Origin of the sequence: Streptococcus mitis ATCC 6249 (assembly GCF_000146585.1) — a bacterium.
GTDB classification, from domain to species: domain Bacteria; phylum Bacillota; class Bacilli; order Lactobacillales; family Streptococcaceae; genus Streptococcus; species Streptococcus mitis_AZ.
Genome location: NZ_GL397179.1, coordinates 1491847 through 1512954, shown reverse-complemented (window position 1 = coordinate 1512954; position 21108 = coordinate 1491847). Strand labels below are relative to the sequence as shown.

The window sequence follows — 21108 nt, the reverse complement described above, 5'->3', positions numbered from 1 at the left end:
GTGAAGACAATGAAAAAAGTTGCCATTATTGGAGCAGGGATTGTAGGGGCAACTGCTGCCTACTACCTCTCGAAAGAAAGTGACCTAGAGGTGACCGTTTTTGATCATGAACAGGGTCAGGCAACCAAGGCAGCAGCGGGAATTATCAGTCCTTGGTTTTCCAAACGCCGTAATAAAGCCTGGTACAAGATGGCGCGCTTGGGAGCTGACTTTTATGTGGGTTTGTTGGCTGATTTAGAAAAGTCTGGTCAGGAAATCGACTTTTACCAACGCTCAGGAGTTTTTCTCTTGAAAAAGGATGAATCAAAGCTGGAGGAGTTCTATCAACTAGCTCTTCAGCGCAGAGAAGAATCTCCCTTGATAGGCCAGTTAGCTATTCTGGATCAAGCATCTGCTAATAACTACTTTCCTGGTCTGCAAGGGTTTGACCGCTTGCTCTATGCTTCTGGTGGAGCGAGAGTAGATGGTCAACTCTTAGTGACTCGTTTGCTGGAAGCCAGTCAAGTCAAGCAGGTCAAAGAAAAAGTGAGTCTGACTCCTGTATCATCAGGCTACCAGATTGGTGAAGAGGTGTTTGAACAGGTTATTTTGGCGACGGGAGCTTGGTTGGGGAACATTTTGAAACCTTTAGGATATGAGGTAGATGTTCGTCCTCAGAAAGGGCAACTCCGAGATTATCAACTTACCCTAGATATGGAATCTTACCCTGTTGTTATGCCTGAGGGTGAGTGGGATTTGATTCCTTTTGCAGGTGGGAAATTGTCCCTAGGTGCTACCCATGAAAATGATATGGGATTTGACTTGACGGTGGATGAAACCTTGCTCCAACAAATGGAGGAGGCAGCCTTACCCCACTACCCAGCCTTGGCTGAAGCTACTATAAGAGGTGAGCGTGTGGGAATTCGCGCCTATACCAGTGATTTTTCACCATTTTTCGGTCAAGTCCCAGGCTTAGCAGGTGTCTATGCGGCTAGCGGACTAGGGTCATCAGGTCTGACAACGGGGCCTATCATTGGTTACCACTTAGCTCAACTAATCCAAGACAAGGAGTTGACCTTGGACCCAATAAATTATCCAATTGCAAACTATGTCAAACAAGTAAAAAGAGAATAGAATTTTACTGAAATTTTAGCCTTCCCTCTAGGATGGCAAATGACATTCCCTATCAAAAATGGTAAAATAAGAAAAAATAATCCGAGAATCGAGGAAAAAAGATGCAAGAAAAGATTTTGGTAACTGGCGGTGCCGGATTTATCGGAACCCACACTGTTATTGAATTGATCCAAGCAGGTCATCAAGTGGTTGTGGTGGATAATCTTGTCAACAGCAATCGTAAGAGTTTAGAAGTTGTTGAAAAAATTACAGGAGTTGAGATTCCTTTCTATGAGGCAGATATCCGTGACACAGATACCCTCAGAGATATTTTAAAGCAGGAAGAGCCGACTGGTGTCATTCACTTTGCGGGTTTGAAGGCTGTTGGCGAATCAACCCGTATCCCTCTTGCCTACTATGACAACAATATCGCTGGAACTGTCAGCCTTCTAAAAGCCATGGAAGAAAACAACTGTAAGAACATCATCTTCAGTTCTTCTGCGACAGTTTACGGAGATCCTCATACAGTGCCAATCCTAGAAGATTTCCCACTTTCAGTGACCAATCCATATGGCCGTACCAAGCTCATGCTAGAGGAAATTTTGACCGATATCTACAAGGCAGACTCAGAATGGAACGTGGTCTTGCTTCGTTACTTCAACCCAATCGGAGCACATGAGAGCGGTGACTTGGGAGAAAATCCTAATGGAATTCCAAACAACCTCTTGCCTTATGTTGCACAAGTAGCCGTTGGTAAGCTAGAGCAAGTGCAAGTTTTCGGTGATGACTATGAAACTGAGGACGGAACAGGTGTTCGTGACTATATCCACGTTGTAGACCTAGCCAAAGGTCACGTTGCAGCTCTACAAAAGATCCAAAAAGGTTCAGGCCTTAACATTTACAACCTTGGAACAGGTAAGGGCTACTCAGTTCTTGAAATTATCCAAAACATGGAAAAAGCGGTGGGACGTCCCATTCCTTACCGCATCGTAGAACGCCGCCCAGGTGATATCGCTGCCTGCTACTCAGACCCTGCAAAAGCTAAAGCAGAACTGGGCTGGGAAGCAGAACTCAGTATCACGCAAATGTGTGAAGACGCATGGCGTTGGCAAAGCAAGCATCCAAATGGATTTGAAGACTAAGATGATGATCTCAATCATTGTCCCATGTTTAAACGAAGAGGAAGTACTTCCTCTTTTTTATCAGTCTGTTGAAGCACTGCTTCCAGAATTGGGAGCAGAGATCGAGTATGTCTTTGTAGACGATGGCTCAAGTGATGGGACCTTGGAGCTTTTGAAGACCTATCGGATGCAAAATCCTGCGGTACATTACATTTCTTTCTCACGAAATTTTGGGAAAGAGGCGGCCTTATACGCAGGTTTGCAGCATGCAAGTGGAGACTTGGTGGTCGTGATGGATGCAGACCTTCAGGATCCTCCTAGTATGCTACTTGAGATGAAAGCCTTACTAGACCAGAATGTAGACTTGGACTGTGTTGGGACACGGAGAACTAGTCGGGAGGGAGAACCCTTTTTCCGTAGTTTCTGTGCGGACCTCTTTTACCGCCTTATGAAAAAAATTAGCCCAGTGGCTCTACCCTCGGGTGTCCGTGATTTTCGGATGATGAGAAGGTCTGTGGTGGATGCTATTTTAGCCTTGACCGAATCCAATCGTTTTTCTAAGGGTCTCTTTGCCTGGGTTGGTTTTCGAACGCACTATCTTGACTATCCAAATGTCGAAAGACAGGCTGGCAAGACCAGTTGGAGTTTTAGGCAGCTCTTTTTCTACTCGATTGAAGGGATTCTCAACTTTTCAGATTTTCCCTTAAGTATAGCCTTTGTAGCGGGACTCCTATCTTGTTTTATTTCTTTTATGATGACTGTTTTTGTGGTGTTTCGGACTCTTATTCTGGGAAATCCGACATCTGGCTGGACCTCTCTGATGGCTGTCATTCTCTTTCTTGGAGGGATTCAACTCCTGACCATTGGGATTCTAGGCAAGTATATTAGTAAGATTTATTTAGAGACCAAAAAAAGACCACTCTATCTGGTCAAAGAAAAAAGTGATCTTTCTATTTTTGAAGGAAAAAATAACCGGAAAAGACTATAATTTTACCTAGAAATATGCTAAACTAGTAGATGAAGGGATTAAAGTGATAAAAAGAATCTACAATATCAATCTCCCTTTTAAACTATGACCGATCTTTTAGAAGTGCACGTGTAGGACAATTTTTGATGGCCTCCAGAACATCGCTGGTCTCAGTGATTTCTCTTTGTAATTCAACTGGATCATCATAAAAGCGAACGATTCCATTATCGTGATAATCAAAGAGTTCAGAATAGGTTTGGCAAAGCCCACAGGCGATGCATCGTTCAGGTATAAGTGTGAGTTTCATATTTATATTGTAATAAGAAAGTTTAAAAAATACAAGGAGTAAGGTATGGAAAAAGAACCATGGCAAGAAGATATTTATGAAAACAATGAGGAAGAATCAAGATCGGAACGTCGTCACCGTAAACAAAAGGGAAAAGGCGTTGTTGCCAATCGTGTCTTGACAGTTCTAGCTAGCCTCTTCTTTGTAATCGTTGTAGCAATGGTTGTCGTATTGATTTACCTTTCTACTGGAGGAAGCAACCGTACGGCTGCCTTGAAGGATTTTTATGATCCTTCAGCACCTGCTAGCAGTTCCACTTCAAAAGTGGAAGAATCATCCTCTTCAAGTAGCAAGGTAGAGGAAACAGCTTCTTCTGAATCAACACCTTCACAGAGCAGTTCGGAAGAACATACTACAGAGGGTGAAGGAACACTTACAGTACAGCCTGGAGAGGGAGAAGCAGCTCTTGCACAACGTGCAGGGATTTCCATTGCCCAGTTGGAAGCTTTGAATCCTTCTCATATGTCATCGGGCTCTTGGTTTGCTAATCCAGGTGATGTCATCAAGACAAGATAGGAGTCGGGAATGAAGACAATTCAAATTGCTATTGATGGTCCAGCTTCCAGTGGTAAGAGTACGGTCGCAAAGATTATTGCTAAGGATTTTGGTTACACTTATCTCGATACAGGTGCCATGTATCGTGCTGCGACTTATATAGCACTCAAGCACCAGTTGGATGCAGGAAAAGTAGAGCAACTTTTGGAATTGCTTGATCAACATCCCATTAGTTTTGGACGTTCAGAAACAGGTGATCAACTTGTTTTTGTAGGGGATGTGGATATCACTCATCCTATTCGTGAAAATGAAGTGACCAACCAGGTTTCAAGCATTGCGGCTATTCCAGAAGTGCGTGAGAAACTGGTCTCTCTCCAACAGAAGATTGCTCAGCAAGGTGGCATCGTGATGGATGGGCGTGATATCGGGACAGTTGTTTTACCACAAGCTGAACTTAAGATTTTCCTAGTAGCTTCTGTTGAAGAAAGAGCAGAGCGTCGTTATAAGGAAAATATTGCTAAAGGGATTGAAACAGACCTTGAAACGCTGAAAGAAGAGATTGCGGCGCGTGACTACAAGGATAGTCATCGTGAAACCTCACCTCTCAAACAGGCTGAGGATGCAGTTTACCTTGACACAACTGGACTAAGTATCCAAGAAGTAGTCGAAAGAATTGAATCAGAAGCAAAAAAATATATGTCCTAGGGACGAGAGGAGCAGGCTAAATGAAGCCTGCTCCTTTTCTCTCTTTTGCGCGCGTTTCAAAACAGCCTTTTTGGGAGAATTTTGATAAAATAGTAGTATCAATAAAAAGGATGGAAGCATGACAAAGAAAATCGTAGCCATTTGGGCCCAAGATGAAAAAGGTGTGATTGGTAAAGAAGACCGTCTTCCTTGGCATTTGCCAGCAGAATTACAACATTTTAAGGAAACAACTTTGAACCACGCCATCTTGATGGGACGAGTGACTTTTGATGGAATGGGGCGTCGTCTGCTTCCCAAACGCCAAACCTTGATTTTGACACGAAACAGTGACGAAGTCGTGGATGGTGCGCTAGTGTTTCAAGATGTGAAATCTGTTTTAGCTTGGTATCAGAGTCAGGAAAAAAATCTCTATATCATTGGTGGGAAACAGATTTTTCAGGCTTTTGAGCCCTATTTAGATGAAATCATCGTGACGCAGATTCATGCTCAGGTGGAGGGAGATACCTATTTCCCTGAGGAGTTTGACTTGTCTCCTTTTGAGACAGTAGCAAGAAAATCTTATGAGCGAGATGAGAAAAACGACTATGATTTTACCATCGAATACCGAGATAGAAAGGAAGTCTAATGGAGCGCAGTATATTTGGATTTTTTACAGCCTTTTTGTGTGTAATCTGTATTTTGGCGGGAGCACAGGCTTTTCGTAAGAAGCGCTATGGACTGTCTGCCTTACTCTGGTTGAATGCTTTTACCAATCTAGTAAACAGCGTCCATGCTTTTTATATGACCTTATTTTAGATAGAATGAAAATATAGAACGGAAGGAAATCATGCCTACAAATAGGAAAAATGATATGATGGTTTATTGCTCATTTTGTGGCAAAAGCCAAGAAGAAGTAAAGAAAATAATCGCTGGGAACAACGCTTTTATCTGTAATGAATGTGTGGAGTTGGCCCAGGAAATCATTCGGGAGGAGTTGGCTGAGGAAGTCTTGGCAGACTTGTCTGAAGTACCAAAACCAATCGAGCTCCTCAATATCTTGAACCACTATGTTATCGGTCAAGATCGTGCCAAACGTGCCTTGGCAGTAGCTGTATACAACCACTACAAACGCATCAATTTCCACGATACGCGTGAAGAGTCAGAAGATGTGGATTTGCAGAAGTCAAATATCTTGATGATTGGTCCAACTGGTTCTGGGAAAACTTTCTTGGCTCAGACTTTGGCTAAGAGCTTGAATGTACCTTTTGCTATTGCAGATGCGACAGCTCTTACTGAGGCTGGGTATGTGGGTGAGGACGTGGAAAATATCCTCCTCAAACTCTTGCAGGCCGCTGACTTTAACATCGAACGTGCAGAACGTGGGATTATCTACGTAGATGAAATTGACAAGATTGCCAAGAAGAGCGAGAACGTGTCTATCACACGTGACGTTTCTGGTGAAGGAGTGCAACAAGCCCTTCTTAAAATCATCGAAGGAACCGTAGCTAGTGTACCGCCTCAAGGTGGACGCAAACATCCACAACAAGAGATGATTCAGGTAGATACCAAGAATATCCTCTTCATCGTGGGTGGTGCTTTTGATGGCATTGAAGAGATCGTTAAACAACGTTTGGGTGAAAAAGTCATCGGTTTCGGACAAAATAACAAGGCGATTGATGAAAATAGCTCCTACATGCAAGAAATCATCGCGGAAGACATTCAAAAATTCGGTATTATTCCAGAGTTGATTGGACGCTTGCCTGTCTTTGCGGCTCTCGAGCAATTGACGGTCGATGACTTGGTTCGCATCCTGAAAGAACCAAGAAATGCCTTGGTCAAACAATACCAAACCTTGCTTTCTTATGACGATGTTGAGTTGGAATTTGACGATGAAGCCCTTCAAGAAATTGCCAATAAGGCCATCGAACGCAAAACGGGTGCGCGTGGTCTTCGCTCCATCATTGAAGAAACCATGCTGGATGTTATGTTTGAGGTACCGAGTCAGGAAAATGTGAAATTGGTCCGCATCACTAAAGAAGCTGTTGATGGAACGGATAAACCGATCCTAGAAACAGCCTAGAGGTGACTATGGAAATCAATACACATAATGCAGAAATCTTGCTCAGTGCGGCCAACAAGTCCCACTATCCGCAGGATGACCTGCCAGAGATTGCCCTTGCAGGGCGCTCCAATGTTGGGAAGTCCAGCTTTATCAACACCATGCTCAACCGCAAAAATCTTGCCCGTACATCAGGGAAACCTGGGAAGACCCAGCTCCTTAACTTTTTTAACATTGATGACAAGATGCGCTTTGTGGATGTGCCTGGGTATGGCTATGCCCGCGTTTCCAAAAAGGAACGTGAAAAGTGGGGCCGCATGATTGAGGAGTACCTGACAACTCGGGAAAATCTCCGTGCAGTGGTCAGTCTGGTTGACCTCCGTCATGACCCATCAGCAGATGATGTGCAGATGTACGAATTTCTCAAGTATTATGAGATTCCGGTCATCATTGTTGCAACTAAGGCAGATAAGATTCCTCGTGGTAAGTGGAACAAGCACGAATCTGCAATCAAAAAGAAATTAAACTTTGATCCAAGTGACGACTTCATCCTCTTTTCATCAGTCAGCAAGGCAGGGATGGATCAGGCTTGGGATGCTATTTTAGAAAAATTGTGAGGGAAAGAAATGGCAAAAACAATTCATACAGACAAAGCTCCAAAAGCAATCGGACCTTATGTTCAAGGGAAAATCGTTGGCAATCTTTTGTTTGCTAGCGGTCAAGTTCCTCTATCTCCTGAAACTGGAGAAATTGTAGGAGAAACGATCCAAGAACAGACAGAACAAGTTTTGAAAAATATCGGTGCTATTTTGGCAGAAGCGGGAACGGATTTTGATCACGTTGTCAAAACAACTTGCTTCTTGAGCGATATGAACGACTTTGTTCCTTTTAACGAGGTTTACCAGACTGCCTTTAAAGAGGAATTTCCAGCTCGTTCAGCTGTGGAAGTTGCACGTCTTCCTCGTGATGTAAAAGTCGAAATTGAAGTGATCGCAGAGATTGGATAAGCTAGTTGAAGTTTGGCTCTGCCAAACTTTTTTTGATATAAGGAGAGATAGATGACAAAGAAACAACTTCACCTGGTGATTGTGACAGGTATGAGTGGTGCAGGGAAAACGGTAGCCATTCAGTCCTTCGAGGATTTGGGATATTTCACTATTGACAACATGCCACCAGCCCTCTTGCCAAAGTTCTTGCAGTTGGTAGAGACCAAGGATGATGACCATAAGTTAGCTCTGGTGGTGGATATGCGGAGCCGTTCCTTCTTTTCAGAGATTCAGGCCGTTTTGGATGAATTGGAAAACCAAGATGATTTGGATTTCAAAATCCTCTTTTTAGACGCAGCAGATAAGGAATTGGTGGCACGCTATAAGGAAACTAGAAGAAGTCACCCTCTAGCAGCGGATGGTCGGATTTTAGACGGCATCAAGCTGGAGCGTGAACTCTTGGCACCTTTGAAAAACATGAGCCAAAATGTGGTGGATACGACAGAACTCACTCCGCGTGAATTGCGTAAAACCATTGCTGAGCAGTTTTCGGACCAAGAACAAGCACAGTCTTTCCGTATCGAGGTCATGTCTTTTGGATTCAAGTATGGGATCCCTATCGATGCAGACTTGGTCTTTGATGTCCGTTTCTTGCCAAATCCCTATTACCTACCAGAACTGCGCAATCAAACGGGAATGGATGAGCCTGTCTACAACTATGTCATGAAACATGCAGAATCGGAAAGTTTCTATCAGCACTTACTCGCTTTGATTGAACCCATTTTGCCAAGTTACAAAAAAGAAGGCAAGTCCGTCTTGACCATTGCAGTAGGATGTACAGGTGGACAGCACCGTAGTGTTGCCTTTGCCAAACGAATCGCAGAGGACCTTGCTAAAAATTGGCCTGTCAATGAAAGCCATCGTGACAAAGACAGAAGAAAGGAAACGGTAAACCGTTCATGAGAAAACCAAAGATAACGGTGATTGGTGGAGGAACGGGTATCCCCGTCATTTTGAAAAGTTTGCGAGAAAAGGATGTTGATATCGCAGCCATCGTAACGGTAGCTGATGATGGTGGCTCTTCTGGTGAACTAAGAAAGAATATCCAACAGCTGACACCACCAGGTGATCTTCGTAATGTCCTGGTAGCCATGTCGGATATGCCTAAGTTTTATGAGAAGGTTTTTCAGTACCGTTTTTCAGAAGACGCTGGTGCTTTTGCGGGTCATCCTCTAGGAAATATCATTATAGCAGGGCTTTCTGAAATGCAAGGGTCCACTTATAATGCCATGCAGTTGCTAAGTCTCTTTTTCCACACAACAGGAAAAATCTACCCATCAAGCGATCAGCCTTTGACACTGCATGCAGTCTTTAAAGACGGTTCTGAGGTGGCAGGTGAGAGCCACATTGCTGATCATCCAGGCATGATCGACCATGTCTATGTGACCAATACCTTGGATGATGAAACACCACAAGCCAGCCGTCGAGTAGTCACTACTATTCTCGAGAGTGACATGATCGTCTTGGGTCCTGGTTCCCTCTTTACATCGATTTTACCCAATATCGTGATCGAAGAGATTGGACAAGCTCTCTTGGAGACCAAGGCAGAGATAGCCTATGTCTGCAATATCATGACCCAGCGTGGGGAAACAGAGCACTTTTCAGACAGTGACCATGTGGAAGTCCTCCATCGCCATCTAGGTCGGCCTTTTATTGATACGGTCTTGGTCAATATTGAGAAGGTTCCTAGAGAATACATGGATACCAACCGTTTCGATGAATATTTGGTACAGGTAGAGCATGACTTTGCTGGTCTTTGCAAGCAGGTTCCTCGTGTGATTTCATCCAACTTCCTTCGTTTGGAAAATGGAGGAGCCTTCCACGATGGGGATTTGATTGTGGATGAATTGATGCGAATTATACAGGTGCGAAAATGAGTTTTACAGTTGCAGTAAAAGAAGAAATTCTTGGTCAGCACCATCTCAGTCGCCATGAACTATCAGCCATCATCAAGATGTCTGGCAGTATTGGTCTCTCGACTTCGGGTTTGACCTTGTCTGTTGTGACTGAAAATGCCAAGTTAGCTCGGCACCTTTATGAGTCCTTTCTCCATTTTTATGAAATTAAGTCAGAGATTCGTCACCATCAGAGAAGCAATCTTCGCAAGAACCGTGTCTATACGGTCTACACTGATGAGAGGGTACAGGAGCTTTTAGCTGATTTGCGGCTTGCGGATTCCTTCTTTGGTTTGGAGACGGGCATCGATCCTGATATTTTAGCAGATGAAGAAGCAGGTCGTGCTTATTTATGTGGGGCCTTTCTGGCAAATGGAAGTATCCGGGATCCTGAGTCTGGCAAATACCAGTTGGAGATTAGTTCCGTTTATCTGGACCACGCCCAAGGACTGGCCTCTCTCCTCCAGCAATTTTTACTGGATGCCAAGGTTATTGAGCGAAAGAAAGGTGCGGTTACCTATCTCCAGCGTGCAGAGGACATCATGGATTTCTTGATTGTGATTGGGGCCATGCAGGCGCGTGATAATTTTGAGCGCGTCAAGATTTTGCGTGAAACACGTAACGATCTCAATCGAGCCAATAACGCTGAAACAGCCAATATTGCTCGAACGGTTTCTGCTAGTATGAAGACTATCAATAATATCAGTAAAATCAAAGATAGGATGGGCTTGGAAAATTTACCAGTGGATTTGCAGGAGGTGGCTCGCTTGCGGATCCAACACCCAGACTACTCTATCCAGCAGTTGGCAGATAGCCTCAGCAATCCCCTGACCAAAAGTGGTGTCAACCACAGACTGAGGAAAATTAACAAAATTGCAGATGAATTATGAAGAGAGCACATAAGATAAGCGGATTTTAAGCTTCTATATATGCTTACGGGTATGAATTTGATAAAGAAGGGTGTACTCATGTTTTGAATTCTGGGGATATGAAAATAGTTGTAAAACCCTTTAATTCTTGGTACAATAGAACTAAATAAGTAGGTAGTAGTTTACGAGTGAAAACGTGGTATAGAACCTTTGAAAGAAGATGGATTTAGCGAGGATACACTGAGTATAGTAGTATCTAGCTATTGAAGCTTGTGCTATTATCAAGACGACGGTTGAAATCCGTCCACCTATAATGATTAGCCTCAATTTAATGTTGGGGCTTTTGTCTTAATTCAGTCTTTTTTTCTACAATCAAATTAGCCTTTATAATATTTCTAGAGGATTTACACGTTGCGAATAATATAATTCCATTATAAAACCACGAATCAGTTGATTCGTGGTTTCTTTCTTATAAACTGGTCGAGTGTTTGGGTTGTACTTTTTGGTCAGGGTCGATGTAGTTTATGGCATTGTTAACAGCTGTTGGAGCTTCACCTAGTCCAGTAGCAATCAAATCAATCTTCCCTTCATAGTAGCAGCAGTCTCCGATAGCATAGATACCTGCTTGGCTAGATTCTTGCTTGCTATTGACGATAATCTTGTGGCGGTTGAGATCCAGACCCCAATTTTTAAGATTGCCAACAGATGATTTGAAACCATAGTTGACAAAGAGGTGGTCTACTTCGATAGTTTCGGTTTCATCTGCTTTGACTTTGGTGATTTCTAGTTTGTCGAGTGTTTTTCCATCTCCGATAAGTTGGCTAGGAACGAACGGTGTCTTGATGGTTACAGATGATTCTTGTAGAGCCTGCACACTATGTTCCAAGGCGCGGAAGTTATCTCTGCGGTGAACGAGAGTAGTTGGGGCAATCTTTTCAAAAGCCAGAGCCCAATCCACTGCTGAGTCCCCGCCACCAAGGATGGTCACTTTCTTGCCAGAGTATTGCTGAATGTTGGAAACGTGGTAGTGGATATTTTCATAATTTTCGACGTCATCTAGTTCGAGCGGACGCGGTTTAAAGGCACCGCCACCCATGGCAATGATGACTGTTTTAGTCAGGTGTCTTCCCTTGTTGGTTGTAATGGTAAAACCTTGATCTTGTTTCTCAATCTCAAGAACTGTTTCATTGAGATGAATAGGGGTATCAAAGCCGTTTAGCTGTTCAATCAAGCGATTGGTCAATTCTTCTCCAGTTAAGTTTGGGAAACCTGGCACATCAAGGATTTGCTTTTCAGGGTAGAGGATGGCAGGCTGACCACCGAGCTGGGGAAGAGAGTCGATGATTTGAACCTTGGCTTGGCGTAGGTGGGCGTAAAAGGCAGCAAAGAGCCCGACTGGACCACCGCCTACAATGGTAATATCATAGAGTTGAGACATGATTTCTCCTTCGTTTTTTCTAGTCAGTTTATTTTATCATATTTTTGCTTAATTTAAAATGAAGTAGGATGGGGAAAAAATGAGCAGAAAATGGTATAATAGTACGGAAAGTGTTTTGACAGGGAGGAGGCCAGGGATGAATTTTCAACAATTATCCAATTTGCAATACTGGACGAGTTTGTTTTCAAGTCCTTGGACGATAGTCATCAATCTGATTGATATTTTGATTGTGACTTATATTTTGTATCATTTTACCAAAGCGATTGCAGGGACCAAAATCATGATCTTGGTGCGGGGAGTTTTGGTCTTTATTCTAGGTCAGATTCTGTCCAATATGATTGGCTTAACGACCATTTCATGGTTGATCAATCAGATTATCACCTACGGGGTCATCGCTGCGGTGGTTATCTTCTCACCAGAGATTCGGACTGGTTTGGAGAGATTGGGTCGAGCTACTGATTTCTTCTACAATGCCCCTATTAGTGCGGAAGAGCAAATGGTTCGTTCCTTTGTCAAATCAGTCGAGTACATGAGTCCGCGTAAGATTGGTGCTCTGGTTGCTGTTCAGCGAGTGAGAACCTTGCAGGAATATATCTCAACTGGGATTCCTCTAGATGCGAAAATCTCCTCTGAGTTATTGATTAATATCTTTATCCCCAATACTCCCTTACACGATGGAGCGGTCATTGTCAGAGAAGATCGGATTGCCGTAACTTCAGCCTACCTACCCCTGACTGAAAATACTGGAATTTCCAAGGAGTTTGGAACACGTCATAGGGCGGCGATTGGTTTGTCAGAAGTATCGGATGCTCTTACCTTTGTGGTTTCTGAGGAAACAGGTGGAATCTCAATCACCTATAATGGAGTCTTTAAGCATGATTTGACCTTGGAAGAGTTTGAATCGGAGTTAAGAAGAATCTTGCTTCCAGCATCAGAGAAAAAACAAGGTATGAAAGAGCGTTTGCTAGGAGGATTGAAACATGAGAAAAAATAGTCTTTATATTATTTCTTCCTTCTTTTTCGCCTGCATCCTCTTTATCTATGCGACTTCAACAAACTATCAGAATAGCAACAGTGCCAGACAAGTGCGGACAGAAACTTATACCAACACGGTCCTTAATGTCCCAATCGATATTCAGTATGACAGTGATCAGTATTTTATCAGTGGTTTTACATCTGAAGTTACTGTCTTCCTAACTGGATCAAATAGAGTTGCATTAGCGAGCGAGATGCAGGAAAGCACTCGAAAATTCAAGGTCAAAGCTGACTTAACCAATGCCAGTGTAGGGACCATCGAAGTTCCTCTAACCATTGAAAATTTACCGAGTGGTTTGACGGCTGTTGCAACTCCGCAAAAGATAACAGTCAAGGTCGGTAAAAAAGCAAAACGAGATAATGTAATCGTTGTGCCAGAGATTGATCCTAGCCAGATTGATTCTCGTGTGAAAATTGATACAGTAACTGTTTCAGATGAAAAAGTAACGGTTATTAGTGACGAGGAGACTCTCTCTAGAGTAGATCGTGTCATTGCCATCTTGCCGACAAGTGAACGGATAACAGGTAACTACTCGGCCTCTGTTCCACTACAAGCAGTTGATAAAAATGGGAATGTCTTGCCAAGCGTCATTATGCCATTTGACACTACAATGAAAATCACAACCAAAACATTATCGTCTAGCTCGAGTTCTTCGTCAACGACCTCATCAACAGGATCCTCGACTAGCAGCTCGTCTTCAACGAGTTCAGAAACAAAACCAGACTCGTCTAAACAAGAATAAATAAAAAAGTAGAAAAGGATGATTAACAAAATGGGTAAATATTTTGGGACCGATGGAGTCCGTGGAGAAGCAAACGTAGAACTGACACCAGAATTGGCCTTTAAATTGGGACGTTTTGGTGGTTATGTTCTTAGCCAACATGAAACGGAAGCCCCTAAAGTCTTTGTAGGACGTGATACACGTATCTCAGGAGAAATGCTAGAATCTGCCTTGGTGGCAGGTCTTCTATCAGTAGGGATTCACGTCTACAAACTCGGTGTCCTTGCAACACCAGCAGTAGCTTATTTGGTTAAAACTGAGGGAGCTAGTGCGGGTGTCATGATTTCAGCGAGTCACAACCCAGCCCTTGATAATGGAATTAAGTTCTTTGGTGGGGATGGTTTCAAACTTGATGATGAAAAAGAAGCAGAAATCGAAGCCTTGCTAGATGCTACAGAAGACACTCTTCCTCGTCCAAGTGCCGAAGGCTTGGGAACCTTAGTGGACTATCCAGAAGGCTTACGTAAGTATGAAGGCTACCTTGTTTCAACTGGAACTCCTCTTGAAGGCATGAAAGTGGCCTTGGATACAGCTAATGGTGCAGCGTCTACAAGTGCTCGTCAGATTTTCGCTGATCTGGGTGCTCAATTGACTGTTATCGGGGAAACACCAGATGGTCTTAACATCAACCTAAATGTTGGTTCAACTCACCCAGAAGCTCTCCAAGAACTAGTCAAAGAAACCCAGTCAGCTATTGGTTTGGCCTTTGACGGTGATAGTGATCGCTTGATTGCTGTTGATGAAAATGGCGATATCGTCGATGGTGATAAGATCATGTACATCATCGGGAAATACCTTTCTGAAAAAGGCCAGTTGGCTCAAAACACCATCGTGACAACGGTTATGTCTAACCTTGGCTTCCATAAGGCTTTGGAGAGTGCTGGCATTAACAAAGCAGTCACTGCAGTTGGAGATCGATATGTTGTCGAAGAAATGAGAAAATCAGGCTACAACCTTGGTGGTGAACAGTCTGGTCACGTTATCTTGATGGATTACAATACAACTGGTGATGGTCAATTATCAGCTGTCCAATTGACCAAAATCATGAAAGAAACAGGTAAGAGCTTGTCTCAACTGGCATCAGAAGTGACGATTTACCCACAAAAATTGGTCAATATCCGAGTGGAAAATGCCATGAAAGAAAAGGCCATGGAAGTACCAGCAATCAAGACAATCATCGAAAAGATGGAAGAAGAGATGGCAGGCAACGGCCGTATCCTTGTCCGCCCAAGTGGAACAGAACCCCTCTTACGTGTCATGGCAGAAGCACCTACAACAGAAGAAGTCAACTACTATGTAGATACGATTGCTGCTGTGGTTAAAGATGAAATCGGAATTGACTAAGGCCTAGAAAAACTAGATGAAATGATAAAAATGTGGTACAATTGCATAGTAAATTGTAGCAAAGGGAGAGAAAAATGAATCTTAAAAGAGAACAAGAATTTGTTAGTCAGTATCACTTTGATGCTCGTAACTTTGAATGGGAAAATGAAAATGGCGCTCCTGAAACCAAGGTAGACGTGAACTTTCAGTTACTCCAACACGACCAAGAAAACCAAGTGACTTCTTTAGTCGTTATCTTGAGCTTTATGATTGTCTTTGACAAATTTGTCATCAGCGGGACGATTTCTCAAGTGAACCACGTGGAAGGTCGTATTGTCAACGAACCAAGCGAATTTAACCAAGAAGAAGTCGAAACCTTGGCACGTCCATGCTTGAACATGCTCAACCGTTTGACATATGAAGTAACAGAAATCGCCTTGGATCTTCCAGGGATCAATTTGGAGTTTTAGTCATGAAATTAGCTGTCATTACAGATTCTTCCGCCTATTTAGAGGAGAAGACGCTGCAAAGAGAGAATCTATTTATCTTGGATATTCCTGTCAATATTGATGGGGAAGAGTATGTCGAAGGTGTCAATCTGACTGCTGAGGAATTTTATCAAAAAATGGCTCAGTCTGCTGAATCGCCTAAGACCAGTCAACCAAGTATTGCCAAATTGGATGAGACTCTAAGTTCCTTGAAAGAAAAGGGCTATACCCATGTCTTGGGACTCTTTCTTTCGTCAGGAATTTCAGGTTTTTATCAGAATATCCAATACATGTTGGACGAGTATGAAGGTTTGACTATTGCCTTTCCAGATACCCATATCACAAGTTCTCCTCTAGGATTTATGGTAGAGAGTGCCTTTGAATGGGCAGAACAGGGCGATGATTTTGCTCAGATTCAGGAGAAATTGGCTATCCAAATCGCTGATAATTCAGCCTTTATCATAGTAGATGACCTTGATCACTTGGTTAAGGGAGGACGTCTGTCAAATGGTGCAGCCATCCTAGGAAATCTTCTCAGTATCAAGCCCATTCTTTACTTCAATGACCAAGGTGTGATTGAAGTTTACGAAAAAGTTCGTACAGAGAAAAAAGCAACCAAACGTTTGGTGGAAATCATCAAAGAGTTGACAAAAGATGGGGACTACCGTATTACAGTCATTCATGGGAACGCTCCTCAAAAGGCGGCAGATTTGCGCCAACTTTTAATTGAGAGTGGTGTGACTGCTGAGATTCCAATTGTCAGCTTTGGTAGTGTCATTGGGACCCACCTTGGAGAAGGTAGTATCGCCTTGAGCTATACGCCAGTTGTCTAGATTGTTCTGGGCAGGCTTTGTATCTTAGAAATTGAACATGGACTACCTGCCTCTTGAAAAAAGATGCCTGTCTTGCCTTTCATGGAAAGTCAGCGCCATTCCCTATTTTTCATGGGCAGCTAACGTCCTTTGTATCTTAGTCAGGAGTAGTGATGAGTATTCGAGTGATTATTGCTGGGTTTAAGGGAAAGATGGGCCAAGCTGCTTGTCAGATGGTCTTGGCTGATCCAGACTTGGACTTGGTGGCAGTTTTGGATCCTTTTGAGTCTGAATCAGAATGGCAGGGAATTCCTGTCTTCAATGATAAGGCTGCCTTGGCTGGTTTTGAAGCGGATGTCTGGGTAGACTTTACTACACCAGCTGTTGCCTACGAAAATACGCGCTTTGCCCTTGAAAATGGCTTTGCTCCTGTCGTAGGAACAACAGGCTTCACTAGTGAAGAAATTGCAGAACTAAAAGCATTTTCCCGTGAACAAGATTTGGGTGGCTTGATTGCCCCTAACTTTGCCTTGGGAGCTGTCTTGCTTATGCAATTTGCGTCCCAGGCTGCCAAATATTTCCCAAATGTGGAGATCATCGAGCTTCATCATGACAAGAAAAAAGATGCTCCGAGTGGAACAGCCATTAAAACAGCTGAGTTGATGGCAGAAGTTCGAGAGTCTATCCAGCAAGGTGCGCTAGATGAGGAAGAGTTGATTGCAGGAGCTCGTGGTGCTAATTTTGATGGCATGCGCATCCATTCAGTCCGTCTACCAGGCTTGGTAGCCCATCAGGAAGTCATCTTTGGCAATCAGGGAGAAGGATTGACCCTCCGTCATGACTCCTATGATCGCAGCTCCTTCATGACAGGGGTGAATTTGGGAATTAAAGAAGTTGTCAAGCGTCATGAGCTTGTCTATGGATTAGAATACTTATTATGAGATTAACGCAAATGCCTTCTGAATTTCAGAAGGCTTTACCAGTATTAGAAAAAATTAAAGAAGCAGGCTTTGAAGCCTATTTTGTTGGGGGTTCCGTCAGAGATGCTCTACTCAATCGTCCCATCCACGATGTGGATATTGCGACTTCTTCTTATCCAGAAGAGACCAAGCAGATTTTCTCTCGTACAGCCGATATCGGAATCGAGCACGGAACCGTCCTGGTTTTAGATGGAGACGAGGAGTATGAGGTAACCACTTTTCGGACAGAGGATGTCTATGTAGACTATCGCAGACCCAGTGCGGTTTCCTTTGTGCGTTCGCTAGAAGAAGACCTCAAACGCCGTGATTTCACAGTCAACGCTTTTGCCTTGGATGAGACAGGTGAAATTATTGATTTGTTCCATGGTCTCAAGGACTTGGAAAACCAAGTTTTGCGAGCAGTTGGAGTGGCTAGTGAGCGTTTCAACGAAGACGCTCTGCGTATTATGCGTGGTTTTCGTTTTCAGGCCAGTCTCGGTTTTGAACTTGAGCAAGAAACATTTGAAGCGATGAAGACTTTGACACCACTCTTGGAGAAAATCTCTGTGGAACGCACCTTCGTTGAGTTTGACAAACTCTTGCGGGCACCTTTTTGGCGAGTTGGTCTGTCTTCCATGATTGAGAGTCAAGCTTATGATTACCTCCCTGATATGGCAGACAGTCGAGAAAAGCTCCAAAAATTGTTTGATTTAGAGGCGGATTTCACCTTTGAGTCTTCTGAACAAGCCTGGGCGGATCTCTTGTGGGCTTTGGAGATTAAGGATGCACAGTCATTTTTGAAGCATTGGAAAACCTCACGTCAATTTGCCAAGCAGGTTCAGGATTTACTGACTATTTTGGCTTTGCGAGAAGAAGGAGAGTTGAGCAAGCGTGATTGTTACCGTTTTGACTTGGATTCCCTTCTACAAGCTGAACGTCTTCGTCAAGCCCAAGGAAAAGAGGTCAACCCCCAACTTATCACAGAAACTTACCAGAGTTTGACCATTCATGACAAGAAAGAAATCCAGATTAACGGTGGTATTTTAATCAAGGAATATGGTTACCAGCCAGGTCCAGATTTGGGAGATATTTTAACTGAGATTGAGTTTGCCATTGTCGATGGTGACTTGGAGAATGACCGTGATGCCATTCATACTTACCTGAGGGAGAAAAAATGAGTGATTTTATCGTTGAAAAACTAAGTAAATCCGTTGGTGACAAGACCGTTTTTAAGGATATTTCTTTTATCATCCATGATTTGGACAGAATCGGTCTGATTGGTGTCAATGGAACGGGAAAGACCACCCTTTTAGATGTTTTATCAGGTGTTTCAGGCTTTGATGGGGATGTCAGTCCTTTTTTGGCTAAGAATGATTACCAGATTGGCTACTTGACCCAGGATCCAGAGTTCGATGATAGCAAGACAGTTTTGGATACGGTCCTATCCAGCGACCTCAAGGAAATCCAGTTGATTCGTGAGTATGAACTCCTCATGCTAAACTATAGCGAGGACAAGCAGGCTCGTTTGGAACGAGTCATGGCTGAGATGGATTCTCTCCAAGCGTGGGAAATCGAAAGTCAGGTCAAGACCGTTCTCAGCAAGTTGGGTATTCAGGATTTGTCAACTCCAGTTGGTGAATTGTCAGGTGGTCTGAGAAGACGGGTTCAGTTGGCGCAAGTTCTCCTAGGAAACCACGACCTCTTGTTACTGGATGAGCCGACCAACCATCTGGACATTGCGACCATCGAGTGGCTGACCCTCTTTTTGAAAAATTCCAAGAAGACGGTTCTCTTTATCACCCATGATCGCTATTTCCTAGATGCACTGTCAACGCGGATTTTCGAGTTGGACCGCGCAGGCTTGACCGAGTATCAAGGCAATTATCAGGACTATGTTCGCCTCAAGGCCGAACAAGATGAACGCGATGCCGCTCTCCTTCACAAAAAAGAACAACTCTACAAACAAGAACTGGCCTGGATGCGCAGACAACCGCAAGCGCGTGCGACCAAGCAACAGGCTCGTATCAATCGTTTCCATGACTTGAAAAAAGAAGTTTCGGGTGGCGTTGCTGAAACAGACTTAACCATGAACTTTGAAACTAGCCGTATTGGAAAGAAGGTCATCGAGTTTAAAGATGTTTCCTTCGCTTATGAGAACAAGCCCATTTTACAAGATTTTAATCTCTTGGTGCAAGCTAAAGACCGTATCGGTATCGTTGGGGACAACGGTGTTGGGAAGTCAACCCTGCTTAACCTCATCGCAGGAAGTCTTGAGCCGACTGAAGGTCGAGTTATCATCGGTGAGACTGTTCGCATCGCCTATTTCTCTCAACAAATCGAAGGCTTGGATGAAAGCAAGCGCGTTATCAATTACCTGCAGGAAGTAGCAGAAGAGGTTAAGACCAGTGGTGGTTCTACAACTTCCATCGCTGAGTTGCTAGAGCAATTCCTCTTTCCACGTTCGACGCATGGAACCTTGATTGAGAAATTGTCTGGTGGAGAGAAAAAACGCCTCTATCTCCTCAAACTGCTCTTGGAAAAACCAAATGTTCTCCTTTTGGACGAGCCAACCAATGATCTGGATATTGCGACCTTGACAGTTTTGGAGAATTTCTTGCAAGGCTTTGCGGGGCCTGTCTTGACAGTTAGCCATGATCGTTATTTTCTGGATAAGGTAGCGACTAAGATTCTCGCCTTTGAGGATGGTAAGATTCGTCCTTTCTTTGGCCATTACACTGATTACCTTGACGAAAAAGCTTTTGAAGCAGAAACAGCAAGTCAAGTTCAAAAGGCAGAAAAAGAGAAAGTGGTCAAAGTCCGTGAAGACAAGAAGCGAATGACCTATCAAGAAAAGCAGGAGTGGGCAAGCATTGAAGGCGATATTGAAGCCTTGGAAAATCGTATCGCTGCTATTGAAGAAGAAATGCAGGCAAATGGCTCCGACTTTGGTAAACTAGCGACTCTTCAAAAAGAGCTAGACGAGAGAAACGAAGAACTTCTTGAAAAATACGAACGCTATGAATACCTAAGTGAGTTGGCATGATGGAAGAAAAAGTCATTAAACGTAGTCCCAAGAAAATCATTTGGAATGCCTTGTTTGGCCTAGCTTCGGTGCTTTTCTTCTTGTTACCTCTCTATTATCTCCATTCGTATTCGCAAAAGGGGCCGGGACTTCATACGATAAGTCTTTTGTTGATGCTGCTTGTACTTTTTTGCGCTGGAATAGTCATTTATCAGACATACAGACTGTTAAGTTCCGATAAGGAATATTTGAGATGTACAGTTAAGGGGTTTTACTACAAACCGAATCCAAAGAAACCCAGTCATTTCTACGCTTGGGCTGATGTAGAGGAATTTTCCTTCTCTCGGATTCGAGGGAAGTATAGGGATTCCTATCGGATTGAAGTTTATTTTAAAAACAAGGAAAATGCGAAATCCCAATCACCTCTAGCCCTACTGAAGAGAAGGTGTTTCCCTTTTCATCAGTCAGCAGATTTGATCATCCCTATCTTTCTACTAGATGTAGGTCTTCCTGAAAGGGTATACGAGACCATGAAGTACTATGAAAGAGAATGGCGTATCGAACAAAATCGTCAAGCAAGAAAAGAGGCAAAACAAGCTTTGAAAACCAAATCTTCCAAACAGCTATAAGACAGTTTAGTATAAAGAGAATCAATCAAAAAAGCCCTATCCACTG

The 21108-nt window shown here is 43.3% G+C and carries 23 protein-coding genes; 21 read left to right on the top strand and 2 right to left on the bottom strand.

What is annotated here, in order from left to right; all coding sequences use genetic code 11:
- Window positions 1-9 precede the first annotated feature (9 nt).
- From HMPREF8571_RS09030 to HMPREF8571_RS09020, 3 genes are all read left to right on the top strand, one after another.
- Window positions 10-1113, top strand: a complete 1104-nt coding sequence (locus HMPREF8571_RS09030) for an NAD(P)/FAD-dependent oxidoreductase (RefSeq protein WP_000754629.1) — start codon at window positions 10-12, stop codon at window positions 1111-1113.
- Between the two features lie 101 nt (window positions 1114-1214).
- Window positions 1215-2234: a UDP-glucose 4-epimerase GalE gene (gene galE, locus HMPREF8571_RS09025; protein WP_001156521.1), complete on the top strand. Its 1020-nt coding sequence runs from the start codon at window positions 1215-1217 to the stop codon at window positions 2232-2234.
- Between the two features lies 1 nt (window position 2235).
- Complete coding sequence (locus tag HMPREF8571_RS09020) at window positions 2236-3201, top strand: glycosyltransferase family 2 protein (protein ID WP_025168464.1); 966 nt, start codon at window positions 2236-2238, stop codon at window positions 3199-3201.
- An 82-nt stretch (window positions 3202-3283) separates the two neighbouring features.
- Here HMPREF8571_RS09020 and HMPREF8571_RS11135 read toward each other — a convergent pair whose 3' ends face one another.
- Entirely contained in the window at window positions 3284-3487 is a 204-nt protein-coding gene (locus HMPREF8571_RS11135; protein WP_004240353.1) for a ferredoxin, read from the bottom strand.
- Between the two features lie 45 nt (window positions 3488-3532).
- On the opposite strand from HMPREF8571_RS11135, the gene HMPREF8571_RS09015 reads away from it, so the two are divergent.
- From HMPREF8571_RS09015 to whiA, 9 genes are all read left to right on the top strand, one after another.
- Window positions 3533-4042: an SAG1386/EF1546 family surface-associated protein gene (locus tag HMPREF8571_RS09015; RefSeq protein ID WP_000410182.1), complete on the top strand. Its 510-nt coding sequence runs from the start codon at window positions 3533-3535 to the stop codon at window positions 4040-4042.
- Window positions 4043-4051: 9 nt separating this feature from the next.
- A complete protein-coding gene (cmk, locus tag HMPREF8571_RS09010) occupies window positions 4052-4726 on the top strand; it encodes a (d)CMP kinase (protein WP_000849391.1) in 675 nt (224 codons plus the stop codon).
- Window positions 4727-4844: 118 nt separating this feature from the next.
- Window positions 4845-5351 carry a dihydrofolate reductase gene (locus HMPREF8571_RS09005; protein ID WP_000162499.1) on the top strand — a complete coding sequence of 169 codons (507 nt, stop codon included), beginning with the start codon at window positions 4845-4847 and terminating at the stop codon, window positions 5349-5351.
- A 201-nt stretch (window positions 5352-5552) separates the two neighbouring features.
- Complete coding sequence (gene clpX, locus HMPREF8571_RS08995) at window positions 5553-6785, top strand: ATP-dependent Clp protease ATP-binding subunit ClpX (RefSeq protein WP_004240351.1); 1233 nt, start codon at window positions 5553-5555, stop codon at window positions 6783-6785.
- Window positions 6786-6793: 8 nt separating this feature from the next.
- The gene (gene yihA / locus HMPREF8571_RS08990; RefSeq protein ID WP_000405196.1) at window positions 6794-7381 is read left to right on the top strand and encodes a ribosome biogenesis GTP-binding protein YihA/YsxC; all 588 of its coding nucleotides are present in this window, start codon (window positions 6794-6796) and stop codon (window positions 7379-7381) included.
- A gap of 9 nt (window positions 7382-7390) precedes the next feature.
- The gene (locus HMPREF8571_RS08985; protein ID WP_001140420.1) at window positions 7391-7771 is read left to right on the top strand and encodes a RidA family protein; all 381 of its coding nucleotides are present in this window, start codon (window positions 7391-7393) and stop codon (window positions 7769-7771) included.
- 51 nt (window positions 7772-7822) lie between these two features.
- On the top strand, window positions 7823-8713 hold the full coding sequence (rapZ, locus tag HMPREF8571_RS08980) for an RNase adapter RapZ (RefSeq protein ID WP_000163043.1): 891 nt from the start codon (window positions 7823-7825) through the stop codon (window positions 8711-8713).
- Window positions 8710-9687: a YvcK family protein gene (locus HMPREF8571_RS08975; RefSeq protein ID WP_001231055.1), complete on the top strand. Its 978-nt coding sequence runs from the start codon at window positions 8710-8712 to the stop codon at window positions 9685-9687. The genes rapZ and HMPREF8571_RS08975 overlap by 4 nt, the downstream gene beginning before the upstream one ends.
- On the top strand, window positions 9684-10595 hold the full coding sequence (gene whiA, locus HMPREF8571_RS08970; RefSeq protein ID WP_000011290.1) for a DNA-binding protein WhiA: 912 nt from the start codon (window positions 9684-9686) through the stop codon (window positions 10593-10595). The genes HMPREF8571_RS08975 and whiA overlap by 4 nt, the downstream gene beginning before the upstream one ends.
- 448 nt (window positions 10596-11043) lie before the next feature.
- On the opposite strand, the gene HMPREF8571_RS08965 is transcribed toward whiA, so the two are convergent.
- Window positions 11044-12012, bottom strand: coding sequence for an NAD(P)/FAD-dependent oxidoreductase (locus HMPREF8571_RS08965; protein ID WP_000081023.1), 969 nt, complete (start codon window positions 12010-12012; stop codon window positions 11044-11046).
- 136 nt (window positions 12013-12148) lie between these two features.
- On the opposite strand from HMPREF8571_RS08965, the gene cdaA reads away from it, so the two are divergent.
- From cdaA to HMPREF8571_RS08915, 9 genes are all read left to right on the top strand, one after another.
- Window positions 12149-13006 (top strand): diadenylate cyclase CdaA, encoded by an 858-nt coding sequence (cdaA, locus tag HMPREF8571_RS08955; protein WP_001011084.1) that lies wholly within the window; start codon window positions 12149-12151, stop codon window positions 13004-13006.
- Window positions 12993-13790: a YbbR-like domain-containing protein gene (locus HMPREF8571_RS08950; protein WP_001230930.1), complete on the top strand. Its 798-nt coding sequence runs from the start codon at window positions 12993-12995 to the stop codon at window positions 13788-13790. The genes cdaA and HMPREF8571_RS08950 overlap by 14 nt, the downstream gene beginning before the upstream one ends.
- Window positions 13791-13820: 30 nt before the next feature.
- Window positions 13821-15173: a phosphoglucosamine mutase gene (gene glmM, locus HMPREF8571_RS08945; protein ID WP_025168463.1), complete on the top strand. Its 1353-nt coding sequence runs from the start codon at window positions 13821-13823 to the stop codon at window positions 15171-15173.
- A gap of 74 nt (window positions 15174-15247) precedes the next feature.
- Window positions 15248-15622, top strand: a complete 375-nt coding sequence (locus HMPREF8571_RS08940) for a DUF1149 family protein (protein WP_001050092.1) — start codon at window positions 15248-15250, stop codon at window positions 15620-15622.
- A 2-nt stretch (window positions 15623-15624) separates the two neighbouring features.
- The gene (locus tag HMPREF8571_RS08935; RefSeq protein ID WP_000762159.1) at window positions 15625-16473 is read left to right on the top strand and encodes a DegV family protein; all 849 of its coding nucleotides are present in this window, start codon (window positions 15625-15627) and stop codon (window positions 16471-16473) included.
- 152 nt (window positions 16474-16625) lie between these two features.
- Complete coding sequence (gene dapB, locus HMPREF8571_RS08930) at window positions 16626-17393, top strand: 4-hydroxy-tetrahydrodipicolinate reductase (RefSeq protein WP_000027877.1); 768 nt, start codon at window positions 16626-16628, stop codon at window positions 17391-17393.
- Entirely contained in the window at window positions 17390-18589 is a 1200-nt protein-coding gene (locus HMPREF8571_RS08925; RefSeq protein ID WP_004240347.1) for a CCA tRNA nucleotidyltransferase, read from the top strand. The genes dapB and HMPREF8571_RS08925 overlap by 4 nt, the downstream gene beginning before the upstream one ends.
- The gene (locus tag HMPREF8571_RS08920) at window positions 18586-20454 is read left to right on the top strand and encodes an ABC-F family ATP-binding cassette domain-containing protein (protein ID WP_001279091.1); all 1869 of its coding nucleotides are present in this window, start codon (window positions 18586-18588) and stop codon (window positions 20452-20454) included. Before HMPREF8571_RS08925 ends, HMPREF8571_RS08920 begins: the two co-directional genes overlap by 4 nt.
- The gene (locus HMPREF8571_RS08915) at window positions 20451-21062 is read left to right on the top strand and encodes a hypothetical protein (RefSeq protein ID WP_000969659.1); all 612 of its coding nucleotides are present in this window, start codon (window positions 20451-20453) and stop codon (window positions 21060-21062) included. Before HMPREF8571_RS08920 ends, HMPREF8571_RS08915 begins: the two co-directional genes overlap by 4 nt.
- Window positions 21063-21108 lie beyond the last annotated feature (46 nt).

Bases quoted from the DNA above. Each gene is read 5' to 3' on its own strand.
- HMPREF8571_RS09030 (WP_000754629.1), top strand. From the start codon at position 10: ATGAAAAAAGTTGCCATTATTGGAGCAGGGATTGTAGGGGCAACTGCT.
- galE (WP_001156521.1), top strand. From the start codon at position 1,215: ATGCAAGAAAAGATTTTGGTAACTGGCGGTGCCGGATTTATCGGAACC.
- HMPREF8571_RS09020 (WP_025168464.1), top strand. From the start codon at position 2,236: ATGATGATCTCAATCATTGTCCCATGTTTAAACGAAGAGGAAGTACTT.
- HMPREF8571_RS11135 (WP_004240353.1), bottom strand. From the start codon at position 3,487: ATGAAACTCACACTTATACCTGAACGATGCATCGCCTGTGGGCTTTGC.
- HMPREF8571_RS09015 (WP_000410182.1), top strand. From the start codon at position 3,533: ATGGAAAAAGAACCATGGCAAGAAGATATTTATGAAAACAATGAGGAA.
- cmk (WP_000849391.1), top strand. From the start codon at position 4,052: ATGAAGACAATTCAAATTGCTATTGATGGTCCAGCTTCCAGTGGTAAG.
- HMPREF8571_RS09005 (WP_000162499.1), top strand. From the start codon at position 4,845: ATGACAAAGAAAATCGTAGCCATTTGGGCCCAAGATGAAAAAGGTGTG.
- clpX (WP_004240351.1), top strand. From the start codon at position 5,553: ATGCCTACAAATAGGAAAAATGATATGATGGTTTATTGCTCATTTTGT.
- yihA (WP_000405196.1), top strand. From the start codon at position 6,794: ATGGAAATCAATACACATAATGCAGAAATCTTGCTCAGTGCGGCCAAC.
- HMPREF8571_RS08985 (WP_001140420.1), top strand. From the start codon at position 7,391: ATGGCAAAAACAATTCATACAGACAAAGCTCCAAAAGCAATCGGACCT.
- rapZ (WP_000163043.1), top strand. From the start codon at position 7,823: ATGACAAAGAAACAACTTCACCTGGTGATTGTGACAGGTATGAGTGGT.
- HMPREF8571_RS08975 (WP_001231055.1), top strand. From the start codon at position 8,710: ATGAGAAAACCAAAGATAACGGTGATTGGTGGAGGAACGGGTATCCCC.
- whiA (WP_000011290.1), top strand. From the start codon at position 9,684: ATGAGTTTTACAGTTGCAGTAAAAGAAGAAATTCTTGGTCAGCACCAT.
- HMPREF8571_RS08965 (WP_000081023.1), bottom strand. From the start codon at position 12,012: ATGTCTCAACTCTATGATATTACCATTGTAGGCGGTGGTCCAGTCGGG.
- cdaA (WP_001011084.1), top strand. From the start codon at position 12,149: ATGAATTTTCAACAATTATCCAATTTGCAATACTGGACGAGTTTGTTT.
- HMPREF8571_RS08950 (WP_001230930.1), top strand. From the start codon at position 12,993: ATGAGAAAAAATAGTCTTTATATTATTTCTTCCTTCTTTTTCGCCTGC.
- glmM (WP_025168463.1), top strand. From the start codon at position 13,821: ATGGGTAAATATTTTGGGACCGATGGAGTCCGTGGAGAAGCAAACGTA.
- HMPREF8571_RS08940 (WP_001050092.1), top strand. From the start codon at position 15,248: ATGAATCTTAAAAGAGAACAAGAATTTGTTAGTCAGTATCACTTTGAT.
- HMPREF8571_RS08935 (WP_000762159.1), top strand. From the start codon at position 15,625: ATGAAATTAGCTGTCATTACAGATTCTTCCGCCTATTTAGAGGAGAAG.
- dapB (WP_000027877.1), top strand. From the start codon at position 16,626: ATGAGTATTCGAGTGATTATTGCTGGGTTTAAGGGAAAGATGGGCCAA.
- HMPREF8571_RS08925 (WP_004240347.1), top strand. From the start codon at position 17,390: ATGAGATTAACGCAAATGCCTTCTGAATTTCAGAAGGCTTTACCAGTA.
- HMPREF8571_RS08920 (WP_001279091.1), top strand. From the start codon at position 18,586: ATGAGTGATTTTATCGTTGAAAAACTAAGTAAATCCGTTGGTGACAAG.
- HMPREF8571_RS08915 (WP_000969659.1), top strand. From the start codon at position 20,451: ATGATGGAAGAAAAAGTCATTAAACGTAGTCCCAAGAAAATCATTTGG.